Annotated in this window: 28 protein-coding genes; 15 read left to right on the forward strand and 13 right to left on the reverse strand. The window is 72.8% G+C overall.

Going from position 1 to position 24,597, the window contains the following annotated elements; genetic code table 11:
* Window positions 1–50: 50 nt before the first annotated feature.
* Window positions 51–836, forward strand: coding sequence for a sigma-70 family RNA polymerase sigma factor (locus AC3A3L_RS05210; protein ID WP_487638952.1), 786 nt, complete (start codon window positions 51–53; stop codon window positions 834–836).
* 79 nt (window positions 837–915) lie between these two features.
* On the forward strand, window positions 916–2,199 hold the full coding sequence (locus tag AC3A3L_RS05215) for a DUF5667 domain-containing protein (protein WP_487638953.1): 1,284 nt from the start codon (window positions 916–918) through the stop codon (window positions 2,197–2,199).
* A 34-nt stretch (window positions 2,200–2,233) separates the two neighbouring features.
* On the opposite strand, the gene AC3A3L_RS05220 is transcribed toward AC3A3L_RS05215, so the two are convergent.
* The 7 genes from AC3A3L_RS05220 to AC3A3L_RS05250 all read right to left on the reverse strand — a co-directional run bounded on the left by AC3A3L_RS05220 (window position 2,234) and on the right by AC3A3L_RS05250 (window position 7,956).
* Window positions 2,234–3,409, reverse strand: coding sequence for a lysophospholipid acyltransferase family protein (locus tag AC3A3L_RS05220; RefSeq protein ID WP_487638954.1), 1,176 nt, complete (start codon window positions 3,407–3,409; stop codon window positions 2,234–2,236).
* Window positions 3,402–4,379 carry an NAD-dependent epimerase/dehydratase family protein gene (locus tag AC3A3L_RS05225; protein ID WP_487638955.1) on the reverse strand — a complete coding sequence of 326 codons (978 nt, stop codon included), beginning with the start codon at window positions 4,377–4,379 and terminating at the stop codon, window positions 3,402–3,404. Before AC3A3L_RS05225 ends, AC3A3L_RS05220 begins: the two co-directional genes overlap by 8 nt.
* Window positions 4,380–4,391: 12 nt before the next feature.
* Window positions 4,392–4,493: a 30S ribosomal protein bS22 gene (locus tag AC3A3L_RS05230; protein WP_008356322.1), complete on the reverse strand. Its 102-nt coding sequence runs from the start codon at window positions 4,491–4,493 to the stop codon at window positions 4,392–4,394.
* Between the two features lie 118 nt (window positions 4,494–4,611).
* Window positions 4,612–4,818 (reverse strand): helix-turn-helix domain-containing protein, encoded by a 207-nt coding sequence (locus AC3A3L_RS05235; RefSeq protein WP_172257944.1) that lies wholly within the window; start codon window positions 4,816–4,818, stop codon window positions 4,612–4,614.
* Window positions 4,819–4,977: 159 nt separating this feature from the next.
* A complete protein-coding gene (locus AC3A3L_RS05240; RefSeq protein WP_487638956.1) occupies window positions 4,978–6,159 on the reverse strand; it encodes an acetoin utilization protein AcuC in 1,182 nt (393 codons plus the stop codon).
* 29 nt (window positions 6,160–6,188) lie between these two features.
* Complete coding sequence (gene proC, locus AC3A3L_RS05245; RefSeq protein ID WP_487638957.1) at window positions 6,189–6,989, reverse strand: pyrroline-5-carboxylate reductase; 801 nt, start codon at window positions 6,987–6,989, stop codon at window positions 6,189–6,191.
* 31 nt (window positions 6,990–7,020) lie between these two features.
* Window positions 7,021–7,956, reverse strand: a complete 936-nt coding sequence (locus AC3A3L_RS05250; protein WP_487638958.1) for a proline dehydrogenase family protein — start codon at window positions 7,954–7,956, stop codon at window positions 7,021–7,023.
* 96 nt (window positions 7,957–8,052) lie between these two features.
* Between AC3A3L_RS05250 and AC3A3L_RS05255 the strand changes: the two genes are divergently transcribed.
* Window positions 8,053–8,439 carry a hypothetical protein gene (locus AC3A3L_RS05255; protein ID WP_487638959.1) on the forward strand — a complete coding sequence of 129 codons (387 nt, stop codon included), beginning with the start codon at window positions 8,053–8,055 and terminating at the stop codon, window positions 8,437–8,439.
* Here the strand turns inward: AC3A3L_RS05255 and AC3A3L_RS05260 are convergent.
* The 5 genes from AC3A3L_RS05260 to AC3A3L_RS05280 form a co-directional block, all read right to left on the reverse strand.
* A complete protein-coding gene (locus tag AC3A3L_RS05260) occupies window positions 8,420–9,172 on the reverse strand; it encodes an ABC transporter permease (protein ID WP_487638960.1) in 753 nt (250 codons plus the stop codon). The two genes, AC3A3L_RS05255 and AC3A3L_RS05260, sit on opposite strands and share 20 nt — an antisense overlap.
* Window positions 9,169–9,888: an ABC transporter ATP-binding protein gene (locus AC3A3L_RS05265; protein WP_487638961.1), complete on the reverse strand. Its 720-nt coding sequence runs from the start codon at window positions 9,886–9,888 to the stop codon at window positions 9,169–9,171. Before AC3A3L_RS05265 ends, AC3A3L_RS05260 begins: the two co-directional genes overlap by 4 nt.
* 195 nt (window positions 9,889–10,083) lie before the next feature.
* Window positions 10,084–10,677 carry a TetR/AcrR family transcriptional regulator gene (locus AC3A3L_RS05270; RefSeq protein ID WP_487638962.1) on the reverse strand — a complete coding sequence of 198 codons (594 nt, stop codon included), beginning with the start codon at window positions 10,675–10,677 and terminating at the stop codon, window positions 10,084–10,086.
* Complete coding sequence (locus AC3A3L_RS05275; RefSeq protein WP_487638963.1) at window positions 10,674–11,474, reverse strand: sugar phosphate isomerase/epimerase family protein; 801 nt, start codon at window positions 11,472–11,474, stop codon at window positions 10,674–10,676. The genes AC3A3L_RS05270 and AC3A3L_RS05275 overlap by 4 nt, the downstream gene beginning before the upstream one ends.
* 2 nt (window positions 11,475–11,476) lie before the next feature.
* Window positions 11,477–12,421 (reverse strand): Ppx/GppA family phosphatase, encoded by a 945-nt coding sequence (locus tag AC3A3L_RS05280; RefSeq protein WP_487638964.1) that lies wholly within the window; start codon window positions 12,419–12,421, stop codon window positions 11,477–11,479.
* Window positions 12,422–12,447: 26 nt separating this feature from the next.
* Between AC3A3L_RS05280 and AC3A3L_RS05285 the strand changes: the two genes are divergently transcribed.
* The 11 genes from AC3A3L_RS05285 to AC3A3L_RS05335 all read left to right on the forward strand — a co-directional run bounded on the left by AC3A3L_RS05285 (window position 12,448) and on the right by AC3A3L_RS05335 (window position 21,946).
* Complete coding sequence (locus tag AC3A3L_RS05285; protein ID WP_487638965.1) at window positions 12,448–13,230, forward strand: DUF3109 family protein; 783 nt, start codon at window positions 12,448–12,450, stop codon at window positions 13,228–13,230.
* Window positions 13,231–13,297: 67 nt separating this feature from the next.
* Entirely contained in the window at window positions 13,298–14,494 is a 1,197-nt protein-coding gene (locus AC3A3L_RS05290; protein ID WP_487638966.1) for an inositol-3-phosphate synthase, read from the forward strand.
* Window positions 14,491–15,354, forward strand: coding sequence for an SCO3242 family prenyltransferase (locus AC3A3L_RS05295; RefSeq protein ID WP_487638967.1), 864 nt, complete (start codon window positions 14,491–14,493; stop codon window positions 15,352–15,354). Before AC3A3L_RS05290 ends, AC3A3L_RS05295 begins: the two co-directional genes overlap by 4 nt.
* Window positions 15,351–16,247 carry a sugar phosphate isomerase/epimerase family protein gene (locus AC3A3L_RS05300; protein ID WP_487638968.1) on the forward strand — a complete coding sequence of 299 codons (897 nt, stop codon included), beginning with the start codon at window positions 15,351–15,353 and terminating at the stop codon, window positions 16,245–16,247. The genes AC3A3L_RS05295 and AC3A3L_RS05300 overlap by 4 nt, the downstream gene beginning before the upstream one ends.
* Window positions 16,244–16,891 (forward strand): EboA domain-containing protein, encoded by a 648-nt coding sequence (locus AC3A3L_RS05305; protein WP_487638969.1) that lies wholly within the window; start codon window positions 16,244–16,246, stop codon window positions 16,889–16,891. Before AC3A3L_RS05300 ends, AC3A3L_RS05305 begins: the two co-directional genes overlap by 4 nt.
* On the forward strand, window positions 16,891–17,769 hold the full coding sequence (locus AC3A3L_RS05310) for a TatD family hydrolase (RefSeq protein ID WP_487638970.1): 879 nt from the start codon (window positions 16,891–16,893) through the stop codon (window positions 17,767–17,769). The genes AC3A3L_RS05305 and AC3A3L_RS05310 overlap by 1 nt, the downstream gene beginning before the upstream one ends.
* Window positions 17,770–17,785: 16 nt before the next feature.
* Complete coding sequence (gene eboE, locus AC3A3L_RS05315) at window positions 17,786–18,955, forward strand: metabolite traffic protein EboE (RefSeq protein ID WP_487638971.1); 1,170 nt, start codon at window positions 17,786–17,788, stop codon at window positions 18,953–18,955.
* 46 nt (window positions 18,956–19,001) lie between these two features.
* Window positions 19,002–20,372, forward strand: a complete 1,371-nt coding sequence (locus AC3A3L_RS05320; protein WP_487638972.1) for an alkaline phosphatase family protein — start codon at window positions 19,002–19,004, stop codon at window positions 20,370–20,372.
* 58 nt (window positions 20,373–20,430) lie between these two features.
* Window positions 20,431–21,069, forward strand: a complete 639-nt coding sequence (locus tag AC3A3L_RS05325; protein WP_487638973.1) for a VOC family protein — start codon at window positions 20,431–20,433, stop codon at window positions 21,067–21,069.
* Window positions 21,066–21,749 carry a class I SAM-dependent methyltransferase gene (locus tag AC3A3L_RS05330; RefSeq protein ID WP_487638974.1) on the forward strand — a complete coding sequence of 228 codons (684 nt, stop codon included), beginning with the start codon at window positions 21,066–21,068 and terminating at the stop codon, window positions 21,747–21,749. Before AC3A3L_RS05325 ends, AC3A3L_RS05330 begins: the two co-directional genes overlap by 4 nt.
* Before the next feature lie 59 nt (window positions 21,750–21,808).
* Window positions 21,809–21,946, forward strand: a complete 138-nt coding sequence (locus tag AC3A3L_RS05335; protein WP_487638975.1) for a hypothetical protein — start codon at window positions 21,809–21,811, stop codon at window positions 21,944–21,946.
* 7 nt (window positions 21,947–21,953) lie between these two features.
* On the opposite strand, the gene AC3A3L_RS05340 is transcribed toward AC3A3L_RS05335, so the two are convergent.
* The gene (locus tag AC3A3L_RS05340; RefSeq protein ID WP_487638976.1) at window positions 21,954–22,997 is read right to left on the reverse strand and encodes a LacI family DNA-binding transcriptional regulator; all 1,044 of its coding nucleotides are present in this window, start codon (window positions 22,995–22,997) and stop codon (window positions 21,954–21,956) included.
* A gap of 144 nt (window positions 22,998–23,141) precedes the next feature.
* Between AC3A3L_RS05340 and radA the strand changes: the two genes are divergently transcribed.
* On the forward strand, window positions 23,142–24,539 hold the full coding sequence (radA, locus tag AC3A3L_RS05345) for a DNA repair protein RadA (protein WP_487638977.1): 1,398 nt from the start codon (window positions 23,142–23,144) through the stop codon (window positions 24,537–24,539).
* Window positions 24,540–24,597: the final 58 nt, after the last annotated feature.

The raw sequence follows: 24,597 nt of genomic DNA on the forward strand, positions 1-24,597 counted from the left end.
CGCCACCGGCCCCTATGGTGAATGATGCTGCAACCGGGAGGGGACACCGCATGCGGTCGACGAACGACATCGATCGTGCCTTCGAGGAGGGCATGGACGCGCTCCGGCGTGCCGTGGTCGCTGCCCTGTCCCCGCGCCGGGTCCTCCAGCCCGCCGGCCACGTGCTCCTGGCCGAGACCGCGACGCCCGGGGCGGCGTCGGTGGGCGGACCAGACGGACGCTCCGGCTCCGGTCCCGTGGGCGACGAGGACCGCGCGACGTCATCGGAGGTCGACGAGGCCGAGCGTGAGCGGCTGATCGCCCTGGTCGAGCTGGCCCGTGCGGGCGACAAGGAGGCGTTCGGCCTCCTCTACGACCACTACCAGGCCTCGGTCTACCGCTTCCTCTACTACCGCACGCGGTCGCAGGTGCTCGCCGAGGACCTCACCTCGGAGACCTTCTTCCGGGCGCTGCGCAGCATGAACAGCTTCCGGTGGCAGGGCAAGGACTTCGGCGCCTGGCTGATGACGATCGCGCGCAACCTCACGATGGACCACTTCAAGGCGGGGCGCACCCGCCTGGAGATGACCACCGAGGACATGACCCCGCACGACGACACGACCGAGGGCCCCGAGAACACGGTCATCGCCGGCCTCACCAACGAGGTGCTGCTCAAGGCGCTCACCGAGCTGCCCGCCGAGCAGCGCGACTGCCTCGTCATGCGGTTCCTCCAGGGCCTGTCGATCGCGGAGACCGCCCAGGCGCTCGAGCGCTCCGACGGCGCCGTCAAGCAGCTCCAGCTGCGCGGCGTGCGCAACCTGGCCAAGCTGCTGCCGGAGGGGTTGAGAGACGCGTGACACACCCCGTAACCCCTGCCTCGTCTGGCTCGTTCGTCCCAGTGGGAGGACCCGCCAGCTGTGAGACAGGACGACCGCGATGACAGCCCCCTTCTCGGCGCGACGACGTGCCGACGAGTTCGAGGCACTCCTCTCCCGTGACCCCACGACCGCGCTCCCGGAGCGTGACGCGGAGCGCTACGCCGACCTGCTCGAGGTGGTGGCCGACCTGCGGGCGGTGCCTCCCGTCGCTGCGCGGCCCGAGTTCGTCGCGTCGTTGCGCGAGCGGCTGATGGCGGAGGCCGACACCGCGCTGGTGCGCCAGCCACCCGCCCCGGCGCGCCTCGCGATGCCCGCCTCGTCGCGCACCCGCCAGCGCCGCATCGGCGCGCTGCTGGGCGGCGTCGCCATCGTCGGTTCCGCGGCCACCATGGCGGTCGCGGCACAGACGGCGCTGCCCGGCGAGTCGCTCTACGGCGTCAAGCGTGGGATCGAGTCGGCGCAGGTGCGCCTCGCCACCGACGACGCCGACCGCGGCCGCACCCTGCTGGCCCAGGCCGGGACCCGCCTCACCGAGCTCGAGGAGCTGGCCGCCGAGGACCGTGGTGGCGAGCAGCTCGTGCCGGAGACGCTCGACTCCTTCACCCGCCAGTCGAGCGACGGCGTGGGCACCCTGCTCGCCTCCTACGAGGCCACCGGGAGCGTGAACGACGCGCAGGTCGCGCGCGACTTCACCGCCACCAGCATGGACCGCCTCGAGCGCCTCCAGGGCGAGCTGCCGGACAGCGCGCGCGACGACCTGCTGGCCGCCGGGCGAACCCTCGCCGACCTCGACCTCGAGGTCAGCAACGTCTGCCGGTCCTGCACCGGCGGGATCACTGCCGTGCCGGGCTTCCTGCTGTCCAGCGCCGCTGTCGAGCCTGCCGACCTCGTCAGCGGGCTCGACACCGACCAGCTGGCGCTGGAGGGCGCGCCGATCTCCGGCCAGGACCTGACCGGCATCACGGTCCCGGAGGCCCTCGACCCGCAGCAGGTCGTGCCGACGGCGCAGCCGCCCACCACCCTCGGCCCCGGCCCGGGCTCCGTGGCGCCCGACCCGACCAGCACCGGTCCCGCCAAGCCGGATCCGACCAAGCCGGTGAAGGACATCACCAAGAACCTCACCGACACGGTGACCAACACGACCAACGACGTCACCGACGGCCTGACCGACACCACAGGCACCCTCGCCAACCAGCTCGACGACGTCACGGGTGGCGCGCTCGGCGGCCTCACGTCCGGCGCCGACGACGCGACCGGTGGGCTGATCGGCGAGGTGACGGGCACCGTCGACGGCCTCACCGGCGGCACGCTGCACAACGCGACCGGCGGCCTCCTGCCCTGACTCCGGGCTGCGCCTGTCCAGTCGTCGAGGCGGGTCAGCCGAAGACGCCGCCGCGCTCGCGCAGCAGGTCGAAGAGCGTGTGCTGGATGGTCTCGCGCACCTGGTCGGTGACGTTGAAGACCAGCATCGGGTCCTCGGCCTCGCCGGGCTCGTAGGCGTCGGTGCGGATCGGCTCACCGAACTCGAGGATCCACTTCGACGGCAGCGGCACCATGCCGAGCGGCCCGAGCCACGGGAAGAACGGGGTGATCGGGATGTAGGGCACGCCGAGCAGCCGCGCCAGCGACGGCACGTTGCCGACGAGCGGGTAGATCTCCTCGGCGCCCACCACGGAGAGCGGGATGATGGGTACGCCGGTGCGCAGCGCGGCCGAGACGAAGCCGCCCCGCCCGAAGCGCTGCAGCTTGTAGCGCTCGCTGAACGGCTTGCCGATGCCCTTGAACCCCTCGGGCCACACCCCGACGAGCTCGCCGCCCGACAGCATCCGCTCGGCGTCCTCGGTGCAGGCGAGCGTGGCCCCTCCCTTGCGGGCGAGCGAGCTGACCACGGGCAGCTTGAAGACCAGGTCCGCGCCGAGCGGCCGCAGGAAGCGACCGGCGTGGTCGTGGACCGTGAGCATCGTCATCAGGCCGTCGACCGGCACGGTGCCGGAATGGTTGGAGACGACGAGGGCGCCGCCCTCGGCGGGGATGTTCTCCAGCCCGCGGACCTCGAGGCGGAACCACTTCTCGGCGATCGGTCGCAGCGCGGTCATGAAGAACCGCTCGGTCAGCTCGCGGTCGAAGCCGTAGTCGTCGACCTCGTAGTGGCCCTCGAGGCGGCGCCGGACGAACGCCATCAGCTCGGCGAGGCGGCGCTCCCAGTCGGCCCCGAAGACCTCCTGCGCGGCCTCCTGCGCGGCCGCCAGCCACTCGCCGACGGGGATGCCGGTGGTCGGGACCTCGGCCGGGTCGTCGGTGGTCCGTCCCGCGTCGGTGGGTGGCGGCACGACCTCGTCGGCGGGCGGGTCCGTCCTGGCGGAGCGAGTCTTCGCGGAGCCGGCCTTGGCGGAGCCCTTCCTGGCGGAGCCGGACTTGCGGGCGGACGGGGCCAGGTTGCGCGCAGCGGAGGACGGGCGGGCGTTGCCGGTGCCGCGGCCGGGGCGTCCACCGGTGCCGATCGGGATGACGACGGCGTCGTCTCCCTGTGGGCGGCGGGCTTCCTCAGGCACGACCGGCCCCCTCCCGCACGGCGGGCGCGACCGACCGGCAGAAGTCGGCGAACGCCTCGGCCGTGGTGAACTGCGGCTCGAAGCCGAGCATCGTGCGCATCCGCGTGGTGTCCACGCCTCGACCGTAGGTCAGGAACCCCAGCTGCTCGGGCGAGAAGTCCGACACTCGGGCCTGGCGCATGGTGGCGCCGAGGCGGCCGACCGCGAAGCGCGGGAGCGAGACCGACGGCGTGCCGAGGCGTCGTACGGCCTGGCTCAGCGTCATCACCCCGTCGCCGGCCACGTTGAAGGTGCCGGGCACCCCGTGGGTCGCGGCGTGGCGCAGCACCCGCATCAGGTCGTCCTCGTGGAGGACCTGCAGGCGCGGGTCGAAGCCGAGGACCCGAGGGATCACCGGCAGCCGGAAGTAGTTGGTCAGCGGGCTCGAGACGTGGGGCCCGACGACGTTGGCGGCCCGGATCATCGTCACGTCGACGTCGGGGCGCCGGCGGGCGAACCCACGGACGTAGCCCTCGATCTCGTAGACGTCCTTGGCGTAGCCCGAGGAGGGCAGGCGCTTGGGCCCCATGTCCTCGGTGAACATCGCCGGGTCACGAGGCCCCGAGCCGTAGACGGTGGTCGTCGACTTCACGACCAGCCGCTCGACGGTCCTCGACTTCTGGCACGCAGCGAGCAGCTGCATGGAGCCGATGACGTTGAGCTCCTTCATCGTCCCGCGACCGCCGGCGGAGCCGGGGGTCGCGATCACGCTCATGTGGACGACAGTGTCGACGTCCTCCTTCGCGATGACCTTCGCGATGACCGGGTTGCGGATGTCGGCGCGGACGAAGGAGACGTCGCCGATGTCACCGCGCGGCGGGACCGCGTCCACGCCGATGACTCGATCGATGGACGGGTCGCCGGTCGCGGCGCGCGCGAATCGTCGTCCGATGTCCCGGGAGATCCCGGTGACCAGCACGACCCGCCCCATGGTCGAGGGGTGTTACTTGCCGAGCTTGCGGCGCTGCACGCGCGTCTTCTTGAGGAGCTTGCGGTGCTTCTTCTTGGCCATGCGCTTGCGCCGCTTCTTGATGACAGAACCCACGAATCAGACCTTTCCTTGCGACCGACGTTCGTCGGTCGGACCCGCACACCCTACTTGCCGGGTGCGAGCAGCGAGGAATCGCGTCAGACCAGTGGATCTGCGCCGGGGACGGAGGGCGTCAACCGGCGTTGTAGAAGCTCTTGCGGAGGTACTCGTTGACGTCGTCCTCGCGGACCCGGAAGGACCGGCCGACGCGGACGGCGGGCAGGTCGCCGCCGTGGACGAGCCGGTAGACCGTCATCTTCGAGACGCGCATCCTGGCCGCGACCTCGGCGATGGTCAGGAACTGCGCCTCGGACATGTCGCCTGGGGTGTTCTCAGCCATGGTGTGCACCGATCCTTCTGCGCGGCGACGGCGCCGGCTTCCGAACCGGCGTCACAGGCGTGCCGCTCTCGCTGACAATAGGGCTCGCGTGACGCGTGGGGAAGAGGAATGCCAGAGAAACTTGTGTGACTGCGGCGTGTCGGCTTGCTCCGGTGGCGATCAGGGCAGCGGGTCGAGGCCGTGGAGCGGGAAGACCTCGGTGCGCGTGGCGTTGATCGCGCGGTCCAGCCAGGTCTCCGGGTCGTAGCCGCCCGACCAGTCGCGGTAGGCGGGCGTGCGTCCGTCGGTCATCCGGTGAGGGGCGGTCGCGCCGAGCACCTCCTCGACGTGGGCCCGCCACGCCGGGGGCGTCGGCTGCTCGGGGTCGACCGGCGCGCCGGAGACGACGGCCAGCAGGTGCGCCCACGCGCGCGGCACCACGTCGACGACGGAGTAGCCACCGCCGCCCGTGACGACCCACCGGCCGTCGGCGACCTCGTGGGCGAGCTCGTGCAGGGCGAGGTAGGCCGCTCGCTGGCCGTCGACGCTCAGCATCATGTGGGCGAGCGGGTCGTTCATGTGGGAGTCGCAGCCGTGCTGGGTCACCAGCACCTGCGGGGAGAACTCCCGCAGGACCGGGGGTACGACGGCGTGGAAGGCGCGCAGCCACCCCGCGTCAGCGGTGCCGGGAGGCAGCGCGACGTTCACAGCCGTGCCCTCGGCGCCGGGACCGCCGGTGTCGCTCGGGAAGCCGGTGCCCGGGAAGAGCATCTGCCCGGTCTCGTGCAGGGAGACGGTGAGGACCCGCGGGTCGTCCCAGAAGACCTTCTCGACCCCGTCGCCGTGGTGGACGTCGATGTCGACGTAGGCCACCCGCTCGGCGCCGTCGGCGAGCAGCTGCTTGATGCCCACCGCGACGTCGTTGTAGATGCAGAAGCCGCTGGCCTTGTCGGGCATCGCGTGGTGCAGGCCGCCCGCGATGTTGACCGAGTGGAGCGACTCCCCGCTCCAGACCTGGCGGAACGCCTCCAGGGTGGCTCCGACGACGTGGGCGCTCGCGAGGTGCATGTCGGCGAAGACCGGGTCGTCCTCGGTGCCGAGGCCGCGCGCGGCGTCCTCGAAGCCCGGCGTCGCCCCGGCCCGGGTGACGGCCTCGATGAGGCCGCGGTCGTGGACGGTGGCGATCTGCTCGTCGGTGGCCACGGGGGCGTCGACGCGCTTGATCCCCTCGAGGATGCCCAGCTCGTCGGCCAGGCGCATCGTCAGGTCGACGCGCACCGGCGACATCGGGTGGGTGGGCCCGAAGTCGTACTCACAGAGCGTCTGGTCGAACACGACGGACGCAGGCCCAGCACACTCCATGTGGCGGACGTTACCCTCACCCCGAGCGGTCAGCTGCCCTCGGCCAGCTCGCGAGAACGGTTGCGGGCGGCCTCCATCCCGGCGAGGAAGGCGGCGCGCACGCGGTGCACCTCCAGCTCGCGCAGCGCCGAGGCGGTGGTGCCCCCCGGCGAGGTGACCTGCTCGCGCAGGACGACGGGGTGGGTGGCGGTCTCGCGCAGCATCGCGGCCGACCCGACGAGGGTCTGCACGACCAGCTCGGTCGAGGTGGCGCGCGGCAGGCCGAGGTGCACGCCCGCCTCGATCATCGACTCGACGACGAAGAAGATGTAGGCCGGACCAGACCCGGAGATCGCGGTGACGGCGTCCATCTGCTTCTCGGGGATGCGCAGCACCTTGCCGGTCGAGGCCATCAGCGACTCGGCCTCGGTCAGGTGCGACTCGTCGCAGTGCGAGCCGGGCGCGATCGCGGCCATCCCCTCGTCGACGAGCGCCGGGGTGTTGGGCATGATCCGGACGACGGCGACACCCTCAGGCACGCGTGACTCGATGAACGACGTCGTGATGCCGGCGGCGAGCGAGACCAGCAGCTGGCCCGCGCGCAGCACTGGGGCGATCTCGTCGAGCACGTCGCCCATGTCTTGCGGCTTGACGACGAGGGCGACGGTGTCGGCCTTGGTGGCGGCGTCGCGGTTGGACAGCACGGCCACGCCGTAGCGCTCCTCGAGCTCGCGTGCCCGCTCGGCTCGCTTCTCGCCGACCATCAGCTGGTCGACGCGACGCCCGGCGCGCACCAGGCCGGACAGCAGTGCCTCGCCCATGACGCCGGCCCCGATGATCGCTGTGCTCATGCCGGCAATCTACTGCGCGGGGAGGCCGGGACTACTTCTTGGAGACCAGGGAGCGGACGAAGAACCCGAGGTTCTGCGGCTTCTCCGCCAGGCGGCGCATGAGGTAGCCGTACCACTCGGTGCCGTAGGGGATGTAGACGCGCACGGTCTCCCCGGCGGCGGCGAGGCGCTTCTGCTCCTCGGGCCGGATGCCGTAGAGCATCTGGAACTCGTAGGTGCCGGGGCGGCGGCCGAAGCGGCTCGCGAGCGACGAGGCGATCTGGACCATCCGCGGATCGTGGGTGGCGATCATCGGGTAGCCCTGCCCGCCGAGCAGCACCTTGAGGCACCGGACGTAGGACTTGTCGACGTCGAGGCGGTCCTGGAAGGCGACCTGCTCCGGCTCCATGTAGGCGCCCTTGCACAGCCGCACCCGTGAGCCCTCGTAGGCGAGGGCGCGGCAGTCGGCCTCCGTGCGGCGCAGCATCGCCTGCAGCACCGCACCGGTCTCGGGGAAGTCCTTGCGGAGCTCGCGCAGGATCGAGAGCGTCGAGTCGGTGGTGGTGTGGTCCTCCATGTCGAGGGTCACCGTCGTGCCGGCGTTGCGGGCGGCGCGGCAGATGTCGCGGGCGTTCTCCAGGGCGACCTTGTGGCCGTTGTCGGGGAGGAACTGCCCGATCGCGCTGAGCTTGACCGAGACCTCGGCGTGCGCCGCGAGGCCCTTGGCGGCCAGGTCGGCGAGGAGCTCCTTGTAGGCCGCGACCGTGGCGTCGGCCTGGGCTGCGTCGGTCGTGTCCTCGCCGAGGTAGTCCAGCGTCACCCGCAGGCCGTCGTCGACCAGCCCGGACGTCGCCGCGACCGCGTCGTCGGTCGACTCGCCCGGCACGTAGCCGGTCACGATGGAGCTCGACACGGGCATGGTCGAGACGAGCTTCTTGACCCCCTGGCTGCGGGCGAGGAGAAGGATCGGCTGGCGGAGCAACGACATGGCGGCAAGGCTACGCCGACCTCCGCCGCGGACCTGCACCGAACCTTCACAGCTCCTCCACCCACCCCCGGCGGTCGCTCACCTAGCGTCAGCGGCATGACCTCCACGCTCCCTTCCTCCACCTCCCGGTACGCCGTCGCGCTGGCCGTCTCGCTGGGCACCGTGCTGTTCCTCCTCTTCGGCATCGGGGCCCTCGGCATCGTGGGCGAAGGGGAACGTGACTGGCTCTACCTGGCTGCTCCGGCGGTCCTGCTCGTCGTGGCTGCGGCGACCCGGTTCCGCCCGGGCGGCATGGTGCTCGCCCTCGGTGCCGCCGCGGGCACGACGCTCGTCGCGGGCGTGGTCGCAGTCGTCCTCGTCGCCGCCGGCGACACGAGCGCGTCGATCGCCGACGTCGTCATGCTGACCGCGATGTACGCCGCCCTCTTCGCCGCGGGCGCGTGGCTGTTCAGCCGGGTCCGGGTCAGGGCGTCCGGCGCCTGAGGGTGGCGGCGCCGAGCGCGAGCGCACCCAGCGCGAACGCGGCCACGACCAGCACGTCGCGCCACACCTCAGCCGTGTCAGCCGCTCCGACGAGCTCCTGCATCGCGTCGACGGCGTACGACATCGGCAGCACGTTGCTGATCGCCTCGAGCACGGTGGGCATCGCCTCGCGCGGCACGAAGAGCCCGCAGAGCAGGATCTGCGGCAGCACGAAGGCGGGCATGAACTGCACCGCCTGGAACTCCGTCGTGGCGAAGGCGCTCACCAGCAGCCCGAGCGCGGCGCCGAGGACGGCGTCGGCCACCGCGACCACGCCGAGCAGCCAGACCGGGCCGGTGACCTCGAGCCCGAGGAGCCCGACGCTGACCGCCACGGCGAGCGTCGACTGCACGGCCGCGAGCAGGCCGAAGGCGATCGCGTAGCCGAGCAGGAAGTCGAGCTTGCCGAGGGGCATCGTGAGCAGCCGCTCGAGGGTCCCGGACGACCGCTCGCGCAGCGTCGTCACGCTCGTCACGAGGAACATCACGATGAAGGGGAACATCGCCAGCAGGCCCGGCCCGAAGCGGTCGAAGAGGTCGCCCGGGAGGTCCAGGAACATCCACCAGAGCAGGGTGATCAGCACGCACGGGACGACCAGGAGCATCGCCACCGTGCGGTGGTCGCGGCGGATCTGCGTGAGCACGCGGCCGGCGACGGCGAGCGTGACCGGAGGGCTCATCGGTGCGGTGCTCATGCTGCGTCACCCCGCCCCTCGACGAGGTGGAGGAACGCCTGCTCGACGTCGGGGGCGCCGGTGCTGCGACGGATCTCGTCGGGCGAGCCGTCGGCGATGATCCGGCCCTCGCGCATCAGCAGCAGCCGGTGGCAGCGCTCGGCCTCGTCCATGACGTGGCTCGACACGAGCACGGCGGACCCGCCGTCGGCGATCCGGTGGAACAGGTCCCACAGGTCGCGGCGCAGCACCGGGTCGAGGCCGACCGTCGGCTCGTCGAGCACCAGCAGGTCCGGCGTACCCAGCAACGCGACGGCGAGGCTGGCGCGGCTGCGCTGGCCGCCCGAGAGCCGGCCCACCACCTGGTCGCGGTGGTCGTCGAGGCCGACCGCGTCGACGGCCTCGTCGACCTGGGCGCGGTCGACACCGAGCACGCGAGCGAAGAAGGCGAGGTTCTCCGCGACGGTGAGGTCGTCGTACACGCTCGCGGCCTGGGTGACGTAGCCGACCCGGGTCCGCAGCGGCCGGCTGCCCGCCGGCTCCCCCAGCACCTCGACCGTCCCGGACCGCACCTGCTGGGCCCCCACCAGGCAGCGCATCAGCGTCGTCTTGCCGCAGCCGCTCGGACCGAGGAGCCCGGTGACGCCGGCCGGGACGTCCAGCGAGATGCCGGGCAGCACCTCGCGCTCGCCGCGCACGACGACGAGGTCGCGCACCTCCACGACGTTTTTCATCATGTGTTGAATTGTGCGCCGGGGGATTCGCACCGTCAACCCCGCTCGAGCGGTGAGTGCGGCAGGTTTTCCGCGCGCAGAACCTGTCTGGCTCACCGCTGGCTCCGCATCCCGTGACCCGGCGGTGGGTGAGACACCTTTTCCGCGCGCAGAAGGTGTCTCACTCACCGCTCGGTGAGGCACCAAGGCGTACGCCGGCTAGGGCAGGTCGCCGGTCAGGTAGTGCTGGAGCACCGGGCCGACGCGGGCCACGACGTCGTCGGCCGGCATCTGGGCCATCGGCGGCAGGGCGATCACGTAGCGCGCGACGATGAGCCCGACGACCTGGCTGGCCACGAGCGGGATCCGCACCTCGGGCCGGTCGGGGACGAGCCCGGCCAGCACCGGGCCGACGACGACCGGGATGAAGGCGTCGCGCACCAGCCCGCCCGAGTCGTCGGCGATGAGGGAGCGCACCATCGCGAGCAGGCCCGGCTGGACGTCCGGGTCGTCCCAGACCGACAGGAACGTGCGGAGCAGGCGCTCGCCGGCGCCGTCCGGGCCGGCGGCGACCACGGGCGCGAGCACCTCGCGGGGGTCGACGGGGATCTCGAGCGCTGCGACGAACAGGTCGTCCTTGCTGCCGAAGTAGTGGTGCACGAGCGCGGGGTCGACACCGGCGGCGGCCGCGACCGCGCGGATCGTCGTACCGCGGAAGCCCTTCTCGGCGAACGACGCCCGCGCGGCGGCGAGGACCTCGGCCCGGGTGTCGGGAGCCCCGGGACGCCGGCCCCGGGACGTGCGCGCGCTCACGGCGTGGGTACGGCGAGGTGCGCGCGGGCGAACTCCAGCGACTCGGCCAGGTCGGCCTCGCGCTCGGCCCGGTTGGCGGCCCGTCGGGTGTTGATCTCGAGCACGACATGACCCGAGAAGCCGCGGCCCGCCAGGTGGCGCAGGAACGCCTCGGCCTTCATCACACCGCGACCGGGGACGAGGTGCTCGTCCTTGGCCGAGCCGGTGCCGTCGGTGAGGTGGACGTGGCGGAGGCTGTCGCCCATCCGGTCGGCCATCTCGATGACGTCACTGCGGGCGATGGCCGCGTGGGACAGGTCGATCGTGGTGTTGGCGTAGTCCTCGGAGCTGGGGTCCCAGCCGGGGAGGTACATCTCCATCGCCCGGCGCGAGGACGCCCGCCAGGGGTACATGTTCTCGACTGCGAAGGCGATGCCGGTGCGGGCCTCGAGGGACGCGATGCCCTCCACGAACCCCGCGGCGTAGTCCTTCTGCCACCGGAACGGCGGGTGCACGACGACCACGTCGGCGCCGACCGCGTCGGCCATCTCGGCCGACCTCCCCAGCTTGACCCACGGGTCGGTGCCCCAGACCCGCTGCGTGAACAGCAGGCAGGGGGCGTGGACGGCGCAGATCGGGACCTGGTGGTGGTCGCTGAGCTTCTTCACGGCGTCGACCTGCTGGCTCAGCGAGTCGATGCCGACCATCACCTCCACCGCGTCGTAGCCGAGCTGCGCCGCCCACCCGAAGGCGTGCGCCGTCGACTCGGGGTAGACCGAGGCGGTGGACAGGCCGATCAACGGCACGGACGTGGCCATCCTCAACGCACCCTGGTGACGACCGAGATCTGGTCGAGGCGCTCGAGGATCACGCCCTCGCGCAACGCCCACGGGCAGATCTCCAGCTCCGTCAGGTCGAAGATGTCCATGCACGCCTCGGCGACGAGGGCGCCGGGCACGATCTGGTGCGTGCGGCTCGGGGAGACCCCGGGCAGCTCGGCGAGCTCGTCGGCGGACATGTCCATCAGCTTGGGGATCCAGTCCGAGAGCGTCTCGAGCTCGAGCGACCGCGGCACCAGGGGGCCGTCGCCGCTCGGGGCGGCACCGCAGATCCGGGCCAGCGAGCGGAAGGTCTTCGAGGTCGCCGCCGCCCGGTCGGGCAGGCCCGGGCGCAGCAGGTGGCCGGCGTCGCGGGCGATCTCGGCGCGCACCTGCTTGCGCAGCTCGCGCACGTCGTCGTCGGAGGGCCGGCCGCCGCCGAACCAGGCGCGCGCCATCCGGGCCGCGCCCAGCGGCAGCGACCAGGCGACGTCGGGCGCCTCGTCGGTGCCGCCGGCGATCTCGAGCGAGCCGCCGCCGATGTCGAACACCGCGAGCCGGCCGGCCGACCAGCCGAACCACCGGCGTACGGCCAGGAACGTCAGGCGCGCCTCGTCCTCCCCCGACAGCACCTCGAGCGCCACGCCGCTGTGCTCCTCGACGTGGGCGAGCACCTCGTCGGAGTTGACCGAGTCACGCACGGCCGAGGTCGCGAAGCCGAGCATCTCCTCGCAGCCCTTGTCCTCGGCGATCCGCGTCGCGGAGGCGCAGAAGTCGGTGAGGGCCTTGATGCCCTTCTTGGTGACCGCGCCGTCCTCGTCGAGGTGCTCGGCCAGGCGCAGCGGCTGCTTGTGCGACGAGGCGGGGAGCGGGGCGGCGCCACCGTGCGCGTCCACCACGAGCAGGTGGCCGGTGTTGGATCCGATGTCGAGGACGCCCAGGCGCATGCTCGCCACGCTACTAGGGTTGTCACGTGCCCGAAGTCGACCTGGTCTTCCCCCGCGCGTTCGTGGAGTTCGTCGATCCCGCCGACGACTCGCAGGTGTTCCGCTGCGACCTGACGTGGCTGACCTCGGCCTACACCTGCATCTTCGGCCAGGGATGCCAGGGGATCTACGCGGACGCCCCCGACGTGGGCTGCTGCACGCTCGGCGCGCACTTCGCCGACCGGGACGACGAGAAGCGCGTCGCGGGCTTCGTCGCCGAGCTCACCCCGGAGGACTGGCAGCTCCACCCCGGGCGGACGGTGCGCAAGGCCGACTGGATCGAGACCGACGACGACGGCGAGCGCAAGACGCGCGTCGTCGAGGTCGACGGCCAGCAGGCGTGCGTGTTCCACAACCGCACCGACTTCACCACGTCCGCCGGGCACGTCGGCGCCGGCTGTGCGCTCCACGGCCTCGCGCTGCGCCAGGGCCGCAACCCCCTGGAGACCAAGCCGGACGTGTGCTGGCAGCTGCCCATCCGCCGCCAGTTCCGGGAGGTCGAGCGCCAGGACGGGACCGCGTACACCGAGGTCTCGATCGGCGAGTACGACCGGCGCGGCTGGGGCCCGGGCGGGCACGACCTCGACTGGTACTGCTCCGGCAACACCGAGGCGCACGTCGCGCCCGAGCCGGTCTACGTCACGAACGAGCCCGAGCTGGTCGAGCTGATGGGCCCCGAGGCGTACGCCGAGCTCGTCCGCCACTGCGAGGCGCACGTGGTTTCTCGTTCCGCGCTCGCACTGCACCCCGCGTCACCGCAGCACTTTTGAGCGAGGGCCACGCAAAAGTGCTGGACCCGGCGTTGAAAGTGGTTGTGACGTGCATTACCTTCGACAGGTGGCACCCTCCCCCAACACGCGGACCGAGCACAACGGTCCTGACGGCAGTCTCGGCATCTGGTTCATCGGCGCCCGCGGCTCCCTCGCGACGACCGCGACCATCGGCCTGAGCGCCCTCGCCGCCCACCTGACCGACGAGACCGGCTGCGTCTGCGCCCATCCCGACCTCGACGCGCGCGGGCTGCCGGCCTACGCCGACATCGTCGTGGGCGGCCACGACGTCGACACCCTCCCCCTCGTCAAGCAGGCCGAGCGCCTCGTGGCGGGCGGCGTGGTGCCGGGCATCCTCGCCCACCAGGTCGCCGCCGAGCTCGAGGCGACCGAGTCCCGGCTGCGACCGGGGGTGCGCCAGGGCGACTCCACCGACCAGCGGGCCGACGTGGAGCGGCTGGCGGACGACATCCGCGAGTTCGCCGCCGCGGTCGACCGCGTCGTCGTCATCGACGTCTCGAGCACCGAGCCCCCGCACGACGCCGGCAACGACGCCGCCAGCTGGGCGGACCTCGAGGCCGCCTGGTCGGCCGGCCGCGCGCCGCTGTCGCCGAGCTCGGTCTACGCCTGCGCCGCCGTGCTCGCGGGAGCTGCCTACGTCGCCTTCACGCCGAGCCCCGGCATCGACGTACCCGCCCTCCTCGAGCTCGCTGCGAAGCGCGGGCTCCCCTACGCCGGAAGCGACGGCAAGACCGGCGAGACCCTGGTGAAGTCGGCGCTGGCGCCGATGTTCTCCACCCGGTCGCTGGCCGTCCGGTCGTGGACCTCGATCAACCTGCTCGGCGGCGGCGACGGGTCCACCCTGTCCGACCCGGCGGCTCGCGAGAGCAAGACCAGCACCAAGCGCTCGGGCCTGGAGTCGATGCTCGGCCACCCGGTGCCCGGCCCGATGCACATCGACTACGTCGAGGACCTCGGCGACTGGAAGACCGCCTGGGACCACGTCCGCTTCGACGGCTTCCTCGGCACCCGGATGACGATGCAGTTCACCTGGGAGGGCTGCGACTCCGCCCTCGCGGCGCCGCTGGTGCTCGACCTCGCGCGCCTCACGGCGCGGGCCGCGGCCGTCGGCGAGACCGGCCCGCTGGCCGCCCTCGGCTTCTTCTTCAAGCAGCCGATCGGCTCGCAGGAGCACCGACTCGCGCAGCAGTGGGACGCCCTGCTCGCCTGGTCGACGGAGTGCGCCGACCGGGTGACGACGTGAGGGTCGCCGACCTCGTCGAGCTGACCCGCGCCCCCGCCGCGTTCTCCATCCCCGGAGACGCCTGGTCCGGTGCGGCGCACGCGGCGTCGACCGCGCGGGGCTGGGCGATGCCGGTCGCCTCCACCTGCCTCTACTGGTCCGGCATGGCCTTCAACGACTGGTGCGACCGCCACGTCGACGCCGAGGAGCGCCCCGAGCGCCCGATCCCCTCGGGCCGGATCAGCCCCGACGCCGCCCTGGCCGTCGCTGCCGGGCTCGGTGCCGTCGGCCTCGGCGTCGCCGCCCTGGTCGGCGGGCGGTCAGCCGTCGCCGTCGCGGCCCCGCTCGCCCTCATGGTGGTGGCCTACGACGCCGTGGCGAAGGACGCGGCCGTCGGGCCGATCGCGATGGCCTCGACCCGGGGGCTCGACGTCCTCCTCGGCGCGCACGCCTCGCCGGCCAGCGCCTGGCAGCCCGCCCTCGCGATGACCGCCCACACCGCCGGGCTCACCTGGCTCAGCCGCGGCGAGGTCCACGGCACCCGGCCGGAGGTCGCGGGCGCCGTCGCCGCCGGCACCGTCGCCGTCGCCGCAGCCACGGCCCATGCGGCATTCCACGACCCGCACGCCGGCCGCCTCGCGCGCGCAGCCGGCGTGGGCCTGTCGGCGGCGTACGCCGTCGTGGTCGGCCGCGCCCAGGCCCGCGCGGCCCAGCAGCCCACGGCCGAGGCCGCCCGCGCCGCCACCCGCACCGGGATCGGCGGGTTCTCGCTGCTCCAAGGGGCGTGGCTCGCGCGTCGCGGCAGGCTCGCTGCCGCCGCGACCGTCGTCGGCGCGGGTCCCGCCTACCGCGCCCTGTCCCGCCGCTGGAGCCCGACGTGAGCGCCGCGGAGCAGCACGAGCAGCGCCGGCTGCGCCTGGGCTACGGCAGCAACGGCTTCTCCGGCCACCGGTTCCCCGACGCCTGCGCGGTGATCGCCGGCCTCGGCTACGACGGCGTCGCCCTGACCCTCGACCAGCCGCACCTCGATCCGTTCGCCGACGACGCCGTCGCCCAGACGGCGCGCGCCGCGAAGTCGCTCGCCGACCACGGCCTGGCCGTCGTCATCGAGACCGGCTCGCGCTACGTCCTCGACCCGTGGCACAAGCACGAGCCGACCCTGGTCAGCAACGGCGACCGCGGGCCCCGGATCGAGCTGCTGACCCGTGCCGTCCGCATCGCGGCCGAGCTGGGCGCCGAGGCGATGTCGTGCTGGTCGGGCGTCCTGCCCGAGGGTTCCAGCACCGAGGACGGCTGGCGGCGGCTCACCGACGGCCTCGGCCCCGTGCTCGACCTCGCGCACGAGCTCGGCGTCACCGTCTGCTTCGAGCCCGAGCCCGGCATGCACGTCGACACGGTCGACGAGGCCCTCGAGCTGCGCCGCCGGCTCGGGGAGCCCGACCACCTCCGCCTGACCCTCGACCTGGGCCACCTCGTGTGCAACGAGCCGCGCAGCCCGGAGGCGTCGGTCGCGCTCGCCGGTCCGCTCATCGGCAACGTGCAGGTCGACGACATGGTGCGCGACGTCCACGAGCACCTCGAGCTCGGCACCGGCACGCTCGACCTCGATGCGGTCCTCCGCGCCCTGCTGGCCACCGGCTTCACCGGCCTCGCGAGCGTCGAGCTCCCCCGCCACTCCCACGCGGCGCCCAAGGTCGCCGCGCGGCAGATCGGCGCGCTGCGCGCCTCGCTGTCCCGCCTCGCCGAGTCCGACACGGAAGGAGCCACGCCGTGACCGAGATCCGGCCGCTGGCCGACGACGACACCATCCGGCGCGCCCTCGACGACGGCGCCCGGGCGCAGCTCGAGGCGCTCGTCGCCGAGGTGTCCGAGGACCCGTCCCGGCTGGGCCGGACCTTCCCTGCGACCGCCCGGAAGACCGGGCGGGGACCGCTCGCCGGGGCCGACGACGTCCTGCTCGAGGACGCGGTCCGCGTCTCCCTCGTCCGGGCGGCGGCCCGCTCCCTCGACCCCGAGGCGCTCCTGGCCGAGCTGCGCGAGGTCTACCGCTACGGCGACAGCGACGAGAAGCGGGCGGTCCTGCACGCCCTCGCCGGGGCGCCTGACGAGGTCGACGGCACCGACCTGCTGCTCGACGCGCTGCGCACCAACGACACCCGTCTCGTCGCCGCCGCGATGGGCCCGCACAGCGACCGGCTCGACGACGACTCCTGGCGCCAGGGCGTGCTCAAGTGCCTCTTCACCGGTGTCCCCGTCGCGGCGGTCACCGGGCTCGCGCGCCGTGCCGACCGCGAGCTGGCCGAGATGGTCCAGCGCTACCAGCGCGAGCGCGAGGCCGCCGGTCGCGACGTACCCCCCGACGTGCAGGTCGTGCTCGACGCCTGCGCCGCCTCACCCGAGAAGCCGAAGGACTCCTGATGCGCATCTTCGACCCGCACATCCACATGACGTCGCGCACCACCGACGACTACGAGGCGATGCACGCCTCCGGCGTCCGCGCCCTCGTCGAGCCGGCGTTCTGGCTGGGCCAGCCGCGCACCACGGTCGGGTCGTTCACCGACTACTTCGACGCCCTCGTGGGCTGGGAGCGGTTCCGCGCCTCGCAGTTCGGGATCGCCCACCACTGCACGATCGCGCTCAACCCCAAGGAGGCCAACGACCCGCGGTGCGCCGAGGTCCTCGACGTGCTCCCGCGCTACCTCGCCAAGGACGGCGTCGTCGCCGTCGGCGAGGTCGGCTTCGACTCGATGACCGTCGAGGAGGAGAAGGCGTTCGTGCGGCAGCTGGAGCTCGCCGTGGAGTTCGAGCTCCCGGCGATGGTCCACACGCCCCACCGCGACAAGGAGCAGGGCACCCGCCGCACCCTCGAGCTCGTCACAGAGTCGGGGCTCGCGCCCGGCATGGTCGTCGTCGACCACCTCAACGAGGTCACGGTCGACCAGGTCGACGAGGCGGGGTGCTGGATGGGGTTCTCGATCTACCCCGACACCAAGATGGACGAGCATCGGATGGTCGCGATCCTGCAGCGTCGCGGCCTCGACCGCGTGCTGGTCAACTCGGCCGCCGACTGGGGTCGCAGCGACCCGCTCAAGACCTCGAAGACCGGTGCGGCGATGCTCGAGGCGGGCTTCTCCGCCGACGACGTCGACCGCGTGCTGTGGCGCAACCCGATCGAGTTCTTCGGCCAGAGCGGCCGGCTGCTGGTCGACCCGGACCTCGCCGACGACGCTGACACCGGCGCCGACTCCTCGGCGACCTTCGAGGGCAACTCGATCCTGCGCGGCTCGCGCGACTGACCGGAGACTGACTGCGATGAGGCTGCAGCACCCCGACGGCACGGTCGTCCACCTCGGCTACGGCACGAACGTCCTGCCGGCCGAGGACGTCGACGGGCTCATCGCACAGGTGGGCACGTACGGCGACCGGCTGCGCGCGCACCTCGGCACCGACCGGGTCGGCCTCGGGATGTGGCTCCCGGCGCAGGCAGCGCACCGCCTCGCCTCCGACCTCGACGCGGTCGCCCGCCTCCGCGACGCGATCGACGAGCACGGGGTCGAGATCGTCACCCTCAACGCCTTCCCGTACGCCGCGTTCCAGGACGAGGTCGTCAAGAAGCGCGTCTACCACCCGACCTGGGCCGAGCGCTCGCGCCTCGACTACACCCTCGACGTCGCGCGCGTCCTGGCCGCGCTGATGCCGGAGGACGCGGTCCGGGGCAGCATCTCGACGCTGCCGCTCGCCTGGCGCTCCCCGTGGCTGGCCGACCGCCAGTCGCACGCCGAGCTGCACCTCAAGGCCCTCGCCGAGGGGCTGGCCGAGGTCGAGGCCGAGACCGGGCGCACCATCCGGCTGGCCTTCGAGCCGGAGCCCGGCTGCGTCGTCGAGACCATCGCCGAGGCGGTGGAGCGGCTCGACGCCGTCGACCGGGAGCGCATCGGCGTGTGCCTCGACCTCTGCCACCTCGCCGTCGGCTTCGAGGACGCGACCGAGGCCCTCGCCCGGCTCGACGCCGCCGGCCTCGACGTGGTCAAGGTCCAGCCGGCCGCCGCGCTCGTGGTCGACGACCCGGCCGACCCGGACGCCCGCGCCGCGCTGACGTCGTACTCCGAGGACCGCTTCCTGCACCAGGTGCGCCAGCGCGTGGGCCAGCGTCTCGCGTCGCGCGACGACCTGCCCGACGCCCTCGACGGCCGACGGCCGCTCGACGACCGCTCGCCGTGGCGGGTGCACTTCCACGTGCCGGTCCACGCCGACCCCGCGCCGCCGCTGCGCAACAGCCGCGACGACCTGCGCGCCTCGCTCGCCGCGCTCCTCGGTGGCGACACCGCCCGCACCGACCACCTCGAGGTCGAGACCTACACCTGGTCCGTGCTCCCCGACGGCGCTCCCGCCGACGACGACGCCCTCGCTGCCGGTCTCGCCGCCGAGCTGGCCTGGGTCCGCGACGAGCTCGTCGGGCTCGGCCTCACCCCGCTCGACTGACGACCCCCTCCCCCGCCCCGCCCCCACACTCAGACAGGACGCCACCGTGGCCCACCCCAAGCTGCTCGTCGTCGACCTCGTCGGCCTCACCCCCGACCTGCTCCGGCACATGCCGCGGCTGCGCCGCCTCGCCGACAAGGGCTCGCAGGCGACCCTCGAGCCGATCCTCCCGGCCGTGACCTGCTCGGTGCAGTCGACGTTCCTCACCGGCCTGCCGCCGTCGGGGCACGGCGCCGTCGGCAACGGGTGGTACTTCCGCGAGCTCGGCGAGGTCTTCCTCTGGCGCCAGCACAACAAGCTCGTCGGCGGCGAGAAGGTGTGGGAGACCATCCGCCGCGAGCGGCCCGACTACACCGTCGCCAACGTGTGCTGGTGGTACGCCATGGGCATGACGACCGACTACACCGTCACGCCACGGCCGATCTACTACGCCGACGGCAAGAAGGCACCCGACTGCTACACCCGCCCGCCCGAGCTCCACGACGAGCTCGTCGGCGAGCTCGGCGAGTTCCCGCTGTTCACCTACTGGGGCCCGACCGCCTCGATCGCCTCCAGCGAGTGGATCATCGCCGCCACCCGCCGGCTGATGCCGCGCAGCGACCTCACCCTCTGCTACGTCCCGCACCTCGACTACGACCTCCAGCGCTTCGGCCCCGACTCCGACGAGGCCGTCCGGGCCGCCCGCGAGGTCGACGCCGCGCTGGCGCCCCTCCTCGACGACGCCGAGCGCACCGGCGTCACCACGCTGGTGCTCTCGGAGTACGGCATCACCGACGCCGACCAGCCCGTCGACGTCAACCGGATGCTGCGCCGCAGCGGCCTGCTCGAGGTCTACACCCAGGACGGCATGGAGTACCTCGACCCGTGGACCTCCCGGGCCTTCGCCGTCGCCGACCACCAGGTCGCGCACGTGTACGTCGACGACCCCGCCGACCTCGAGACGGTCCGGGCCCTGTGCACGGAGCTCCCGGGCGTCGACCAGGTGCTCGACCGCGGCGCGCAGGCGGCGTACGGCCTCGACCACGAGCGCTCCGGCGACCTGGTGCTCGTCGCCGACGAGACCGCCTGGTTCACCTACTACTACTGGCTCGACGACAAGCGCGCCCCCGACTTCGCGAAGGGCGTCGAGATCCACCGCAAGCCCGGCTACGACCCCGCCGAGCTCTTCTTCGACCCCGAGGACAAGGCGGTCAAGCTCAAGGCCGGGCTGACCCTCGCGAAGAAGCTGGCGGGGCTGCGCTACGCGATGAAGGTCGTGCCGCTCGACCCCTCCCCCGTCCGCGGCACCCACGGACGGCTGCCGAAGGACCCCACGATGGGCCCGATGCTCGTGTGCAGCGACCCCGACGCGGTCGCCGGCTCGGTGGCCGCCACCGACGTGCGCGACCTGATGCTGAGGCTCGCCGGCACGTCTTGACGTCAAGAAACCGGACCCCGGTGTCAAGGGCGACATGCGTGCGGACCAGAATCTGGTCATGCGCCTGGACCACGTCAGCTTCGCCGCCGGACCTGATGGACTTGCCAGCACCGCCCAGCGCATCGGGGGGCTGCTCGGCACCGACTTCGTCGACGGTGGGATCCATCCCCGTTTCGGCACCCGCAACATGACCCTGCCGCTGGCCGGCGACATCTACATGGAGATCGTCGAGGTCCTCGACCACCCGGCCAGCGACAAGGCTCCCTTCGGCCAGGCCGTCCGTGCCCGCTCCGCCCTCGGCGGGGGCTGGATGGGCTGGGTCGTCTCCGTCCCCGACATCGCCCCGATCGAGTCCCGTCTCGGCCGCGAGGCGGTCAAGGGCAACCGCCGCCGTCCCGACGGCACCGAGCTGCTGTGGCAGCAGATCGGCGTCAACGGCCTGCTGTCCGACCCGCAGCTGCCGTTCTTCATCCAGTGGCAGTCCCCGTCGGACCTGCACCCCAGCAACGGCGCGACCGGGCAGTACTCCCTCGACTGCCTCGAGATCGCCGGTGACCCGCAGCGCGTCAGCGAGTGGCTCGGCGAGACCGTCGAGGCGCCCCTGGAGGACGTGAAGGTCGAGTGGGTCGCCCCCAACGGCACCCCCGGCATCGTCGCCGTCCAGCTGCAGACCCCCAACGGGCTGGTGCGTATTTGAGCGTTCGGCCCTCACCGAACATCTGGAACACCCCCGAGCTCTACGAGCTCGAGAACCGCGCCGCCGACCCGCACGACCGCATCGCCACCGCGATGCGCGAGATCGCTGACTGGGCCGGGCGCACGGTCCTCGACGTCGGGTGCGGCAGCGGCTTCCACCTCCCGCTCTGGGCCCGGTCGGCGACGCAGGTGACCGGCGTGGAGCCGCACCCGCCGCTGGTCGCGCTCGCCCGTCGTCGTACGCGCTCGCTGGCGCACGTCCGCGTCCTGGCGGGCGGCGCCCAGGCCCTCCCCCTCCCCGACGCGTCCGTCGACGTGGCACACGCGCGGTGGGCGTACTTCTTCGGCCCCGGCTCGGAGCCCGGCCTGCGCGAGCTCGACCGGGTCGTACGACGCGGCGGCACGGCGTTCGTGGTCGACAACGACCCGACCAGGTCCACCTTCGGGCGCTGGTTCCGCCGCGGCTTCCCCGAGGTGGATCCCGACGCGGTCGAGCGGTTCTGGTCGATGCACGGCTGGCAGCGCCGGCAGGTCGACATGGGCTGGTCGTTCTCCTGCCGCGAGGACCTCGAGGCGGTCGTCCGCATCGAGCTGCCGCCCGAGGCGGCCGAGGAGGCGCTCGCCTCCCACTCCGGCACCGAGGTCGACTACGCGGTCAACCTCTGGTGGCGGCACTACTGACCCGGCTCACGGGGTACCGGCCCGGTGTCACCCGACGACACCGAGACCCAGGAGGAACCGTGGCCGAGGAGAAGGGCAAGGGCAGCAAGACCGCCCGGAAGGCGAACGCCAAGGCCAGCAAGGAGGGCGAGAGCAACCCTCGCAAGTCCTCGGCCGCGCAGGCCGAGCTCGGGAAGAAGGGTGGGAAGAAGAGCTGAGCCGACCTCAGCTGGACTCGCGGATCGCCAGCGTCGGCTCGAGGAGGACGCCACGCGTCTCCACGGGCTGGTGGGTGAGAAGCGCCCGCAGGGTGCGGACGATCTCGACGGCCACGTCCTCGAGCGGCTGGCGCACGGACGTGAGCCCCACCGGGTAGACCTGGGCCACCTGGGAGTCGTCGAAGCCGACGACCCCGATGTCGCGGCCGGGAGCGAGCTGCCGGATCCAGAGCGTGTGGAGGACGCCCATCGCGAGGGTGTCGGACGCGCAGACGAACGCCGTCGGGGCGGACTCGTCCAGCAGCACGGCGGCCGCCTCGGCACCGCTGTGGACGACGTCCTCGACCCGGGAGGCCAGGCCCGTGGTGGAGAGCCCGTTCCTGTGCATCGTGCGGACCCAGCCGGAACGACGGTCCTCGCCGATCGGGGAGTCCTTGCGCCAGCCGATCCACGCGATGCGGGTATGGCCGCGGTCGATGAGGTGCTGGGTGGCGAGCGCGATCCCTGCCGCGCCGTCGACGTCGACCCACACGTGGCGGGCCTCGTCGTCGTCCCACGGCCGGCCGAACGCGACGAAGGGGGCGCGCTGCTGGCTCAGCCACGCGGCCTGCGGGTTGCCGAGGTAGGTGTCGGTGACGACGAACGCGTCGACGGCCGTCGAGCGCAGCAGGTTGTCGTAGCCGCCGACCGGGTCCTCGTCGTCGCCCGGGAACAGGAGGACGTGGTAGCCCACCCCCTCGCTCGCCTCCACGAGGGAGTGCACGAACCGGTCCATCGCGGCGTTGGCCGTGCCCTCCTGGGCGGGGGCGAAGCGCAGACCGATCAGGGACGACGTACGGGTGCGGAGGTTGCGGGCGGCACGGTTGGGCGAGTAGCCGAGCTCCGCGATCGTCTGGCGCACCCGCTCGAGGGTGTCGGGGCGCAGCAGGTCTGGGTTGTTGACCGCGTTGGAGACCGTCTGCCGCGAGACGCCGGCGCGCTCGGCGACGTCGGCGAGGGTCGGCGGCGTCACGGGCAGCGTGCTCCCGGTGCGGTGCTCGTTGCGCGCCATGGCTCCCCCTCACGATCGCCCTAGATCGATCCAATCGAGGTGAGCATAAGCCCCGCCCTCGCTCGCGCACGCCTGCCCGACGGGTGAGCCGTCGCGCGCGCGGCGGGCGTCCGGGTGTCGGTGGGCTCGCCTAGCGTGTGGCCCATGTCGACGAAGACCGCCCGGGTGCGCTCCTCCTACCGCTGCTCCGAGTGCGGGTGGGAGACCGCCAAGTGGGTCGGCCGCTGCGGGGAGTGCCAGGCATGGGGGTCGGTCGCCGAGGCGGGGGCGCCGACCCTGCGCGCAGCCGCCGGTCCGGTCTCGACGCCCGCGGTGCCCATCGGTCAGGTCGCGGTCACCGAGTCGGTCGCCCGGGCCAGCGGCGTGCCCGAGCTCGACCGCGTCCTCGGTGGGGGGCTCGTGCCGGGGGCCGCGATCCTGCTGGCCGGCGAGCCCGGAGTCGGCAAGAGCACGCTGCTGCTCGAGGTCGCCGCGCAGACCGCCCGCACCCGCCAGCGCACCCTCTACGTCACCGGCGAGGAGTCGGCGGCCCAGGTGCGCTTGCGCGCCGACCGCACGGGAGGCGTGCACGACGAGCTGTTCCTCGCCGCGGAGACCGACCTGGGGGCGGTGCTCACCCACATCGAGGAGGTGCGGCCGACGCTCCTGGTCGTCGACTCGATCCAGACGATCGGCGCCTCGGGCATCGACGGCGTCCCGGGCGGGGTCACCCAGGTCAAGGAGGTCGCCGCTGCGCTGATCCGCGTCGCCAAGACCCGCAACATCACCACCATGATCGTCGGCCACGTGACCAAGGACGGGTCGATCGCCGGCCCGCGGGTGCTTGAGCACCTCGTCGACGTGGTGCTCCACTTCGAGGGCGACCGCAACTCCCGCTTCCGCATGGTCCGCGCCATGAAGAACCGCTACGGCCCGGTCGACGAGGTGGGCTGCTTCGACCTCTCCTCCGAGGGCATCTCGGCCGTGACCGACCCCACCGGGCTCTTCGTCGAGCACCACACCCAGGACGTCTCCGGCACGTGCGTGGCCGTCACGATGGAGGGCCGCCGGCCCCTGCTGGCCGAGGTGCAGGCGCTGCTGACGCCGTCCCCGCTCGAGCGCCCCCGTCGTACGGTCTCGGGCGTGGAGTCGTCGCGGGTCGACATGGTGCTCGCCGTCCTCCAGCGGCACGCACGGCTCCGGATCGCCGGCAGCGACACGTTCGTCGCGACCGTCGGTGGGGCCAAGCTGCACGACCCCGCGGCCGACCTGGCGATCGCGGTCGCCGTGGCCAGCTCCCACCTCGGCGTGCCACCACCGCGGGGCGCCGTGGCCATCGGCGAGATCGGCCTGGCCGGCGAGCTGCGCCGGGTGCGCGACCTGCCCCAGCGCATCGCCGAGGCGTCGCGGCTCGGCTTCAAGGTGGCTGTCGTCCCCCGCGGGCGGGCGCTGCCGAGCGAGCGCGGGATCCCGTCCCGGCGCATGGTCGACGGCCTCCGGGTGGTCGAGGTGGACGACGTCCTCGGCGCCCTGCTCACCCTCGACCTGACCCCGCCCCTCTGACGACGCGGCCGAAACGATCGGTGGATCGGGTCCGTCCACCCCTACACTTCACCCGATG

Source organism: Nocardioides sp. Soil_C_8 (assembly GCF_057656315.1).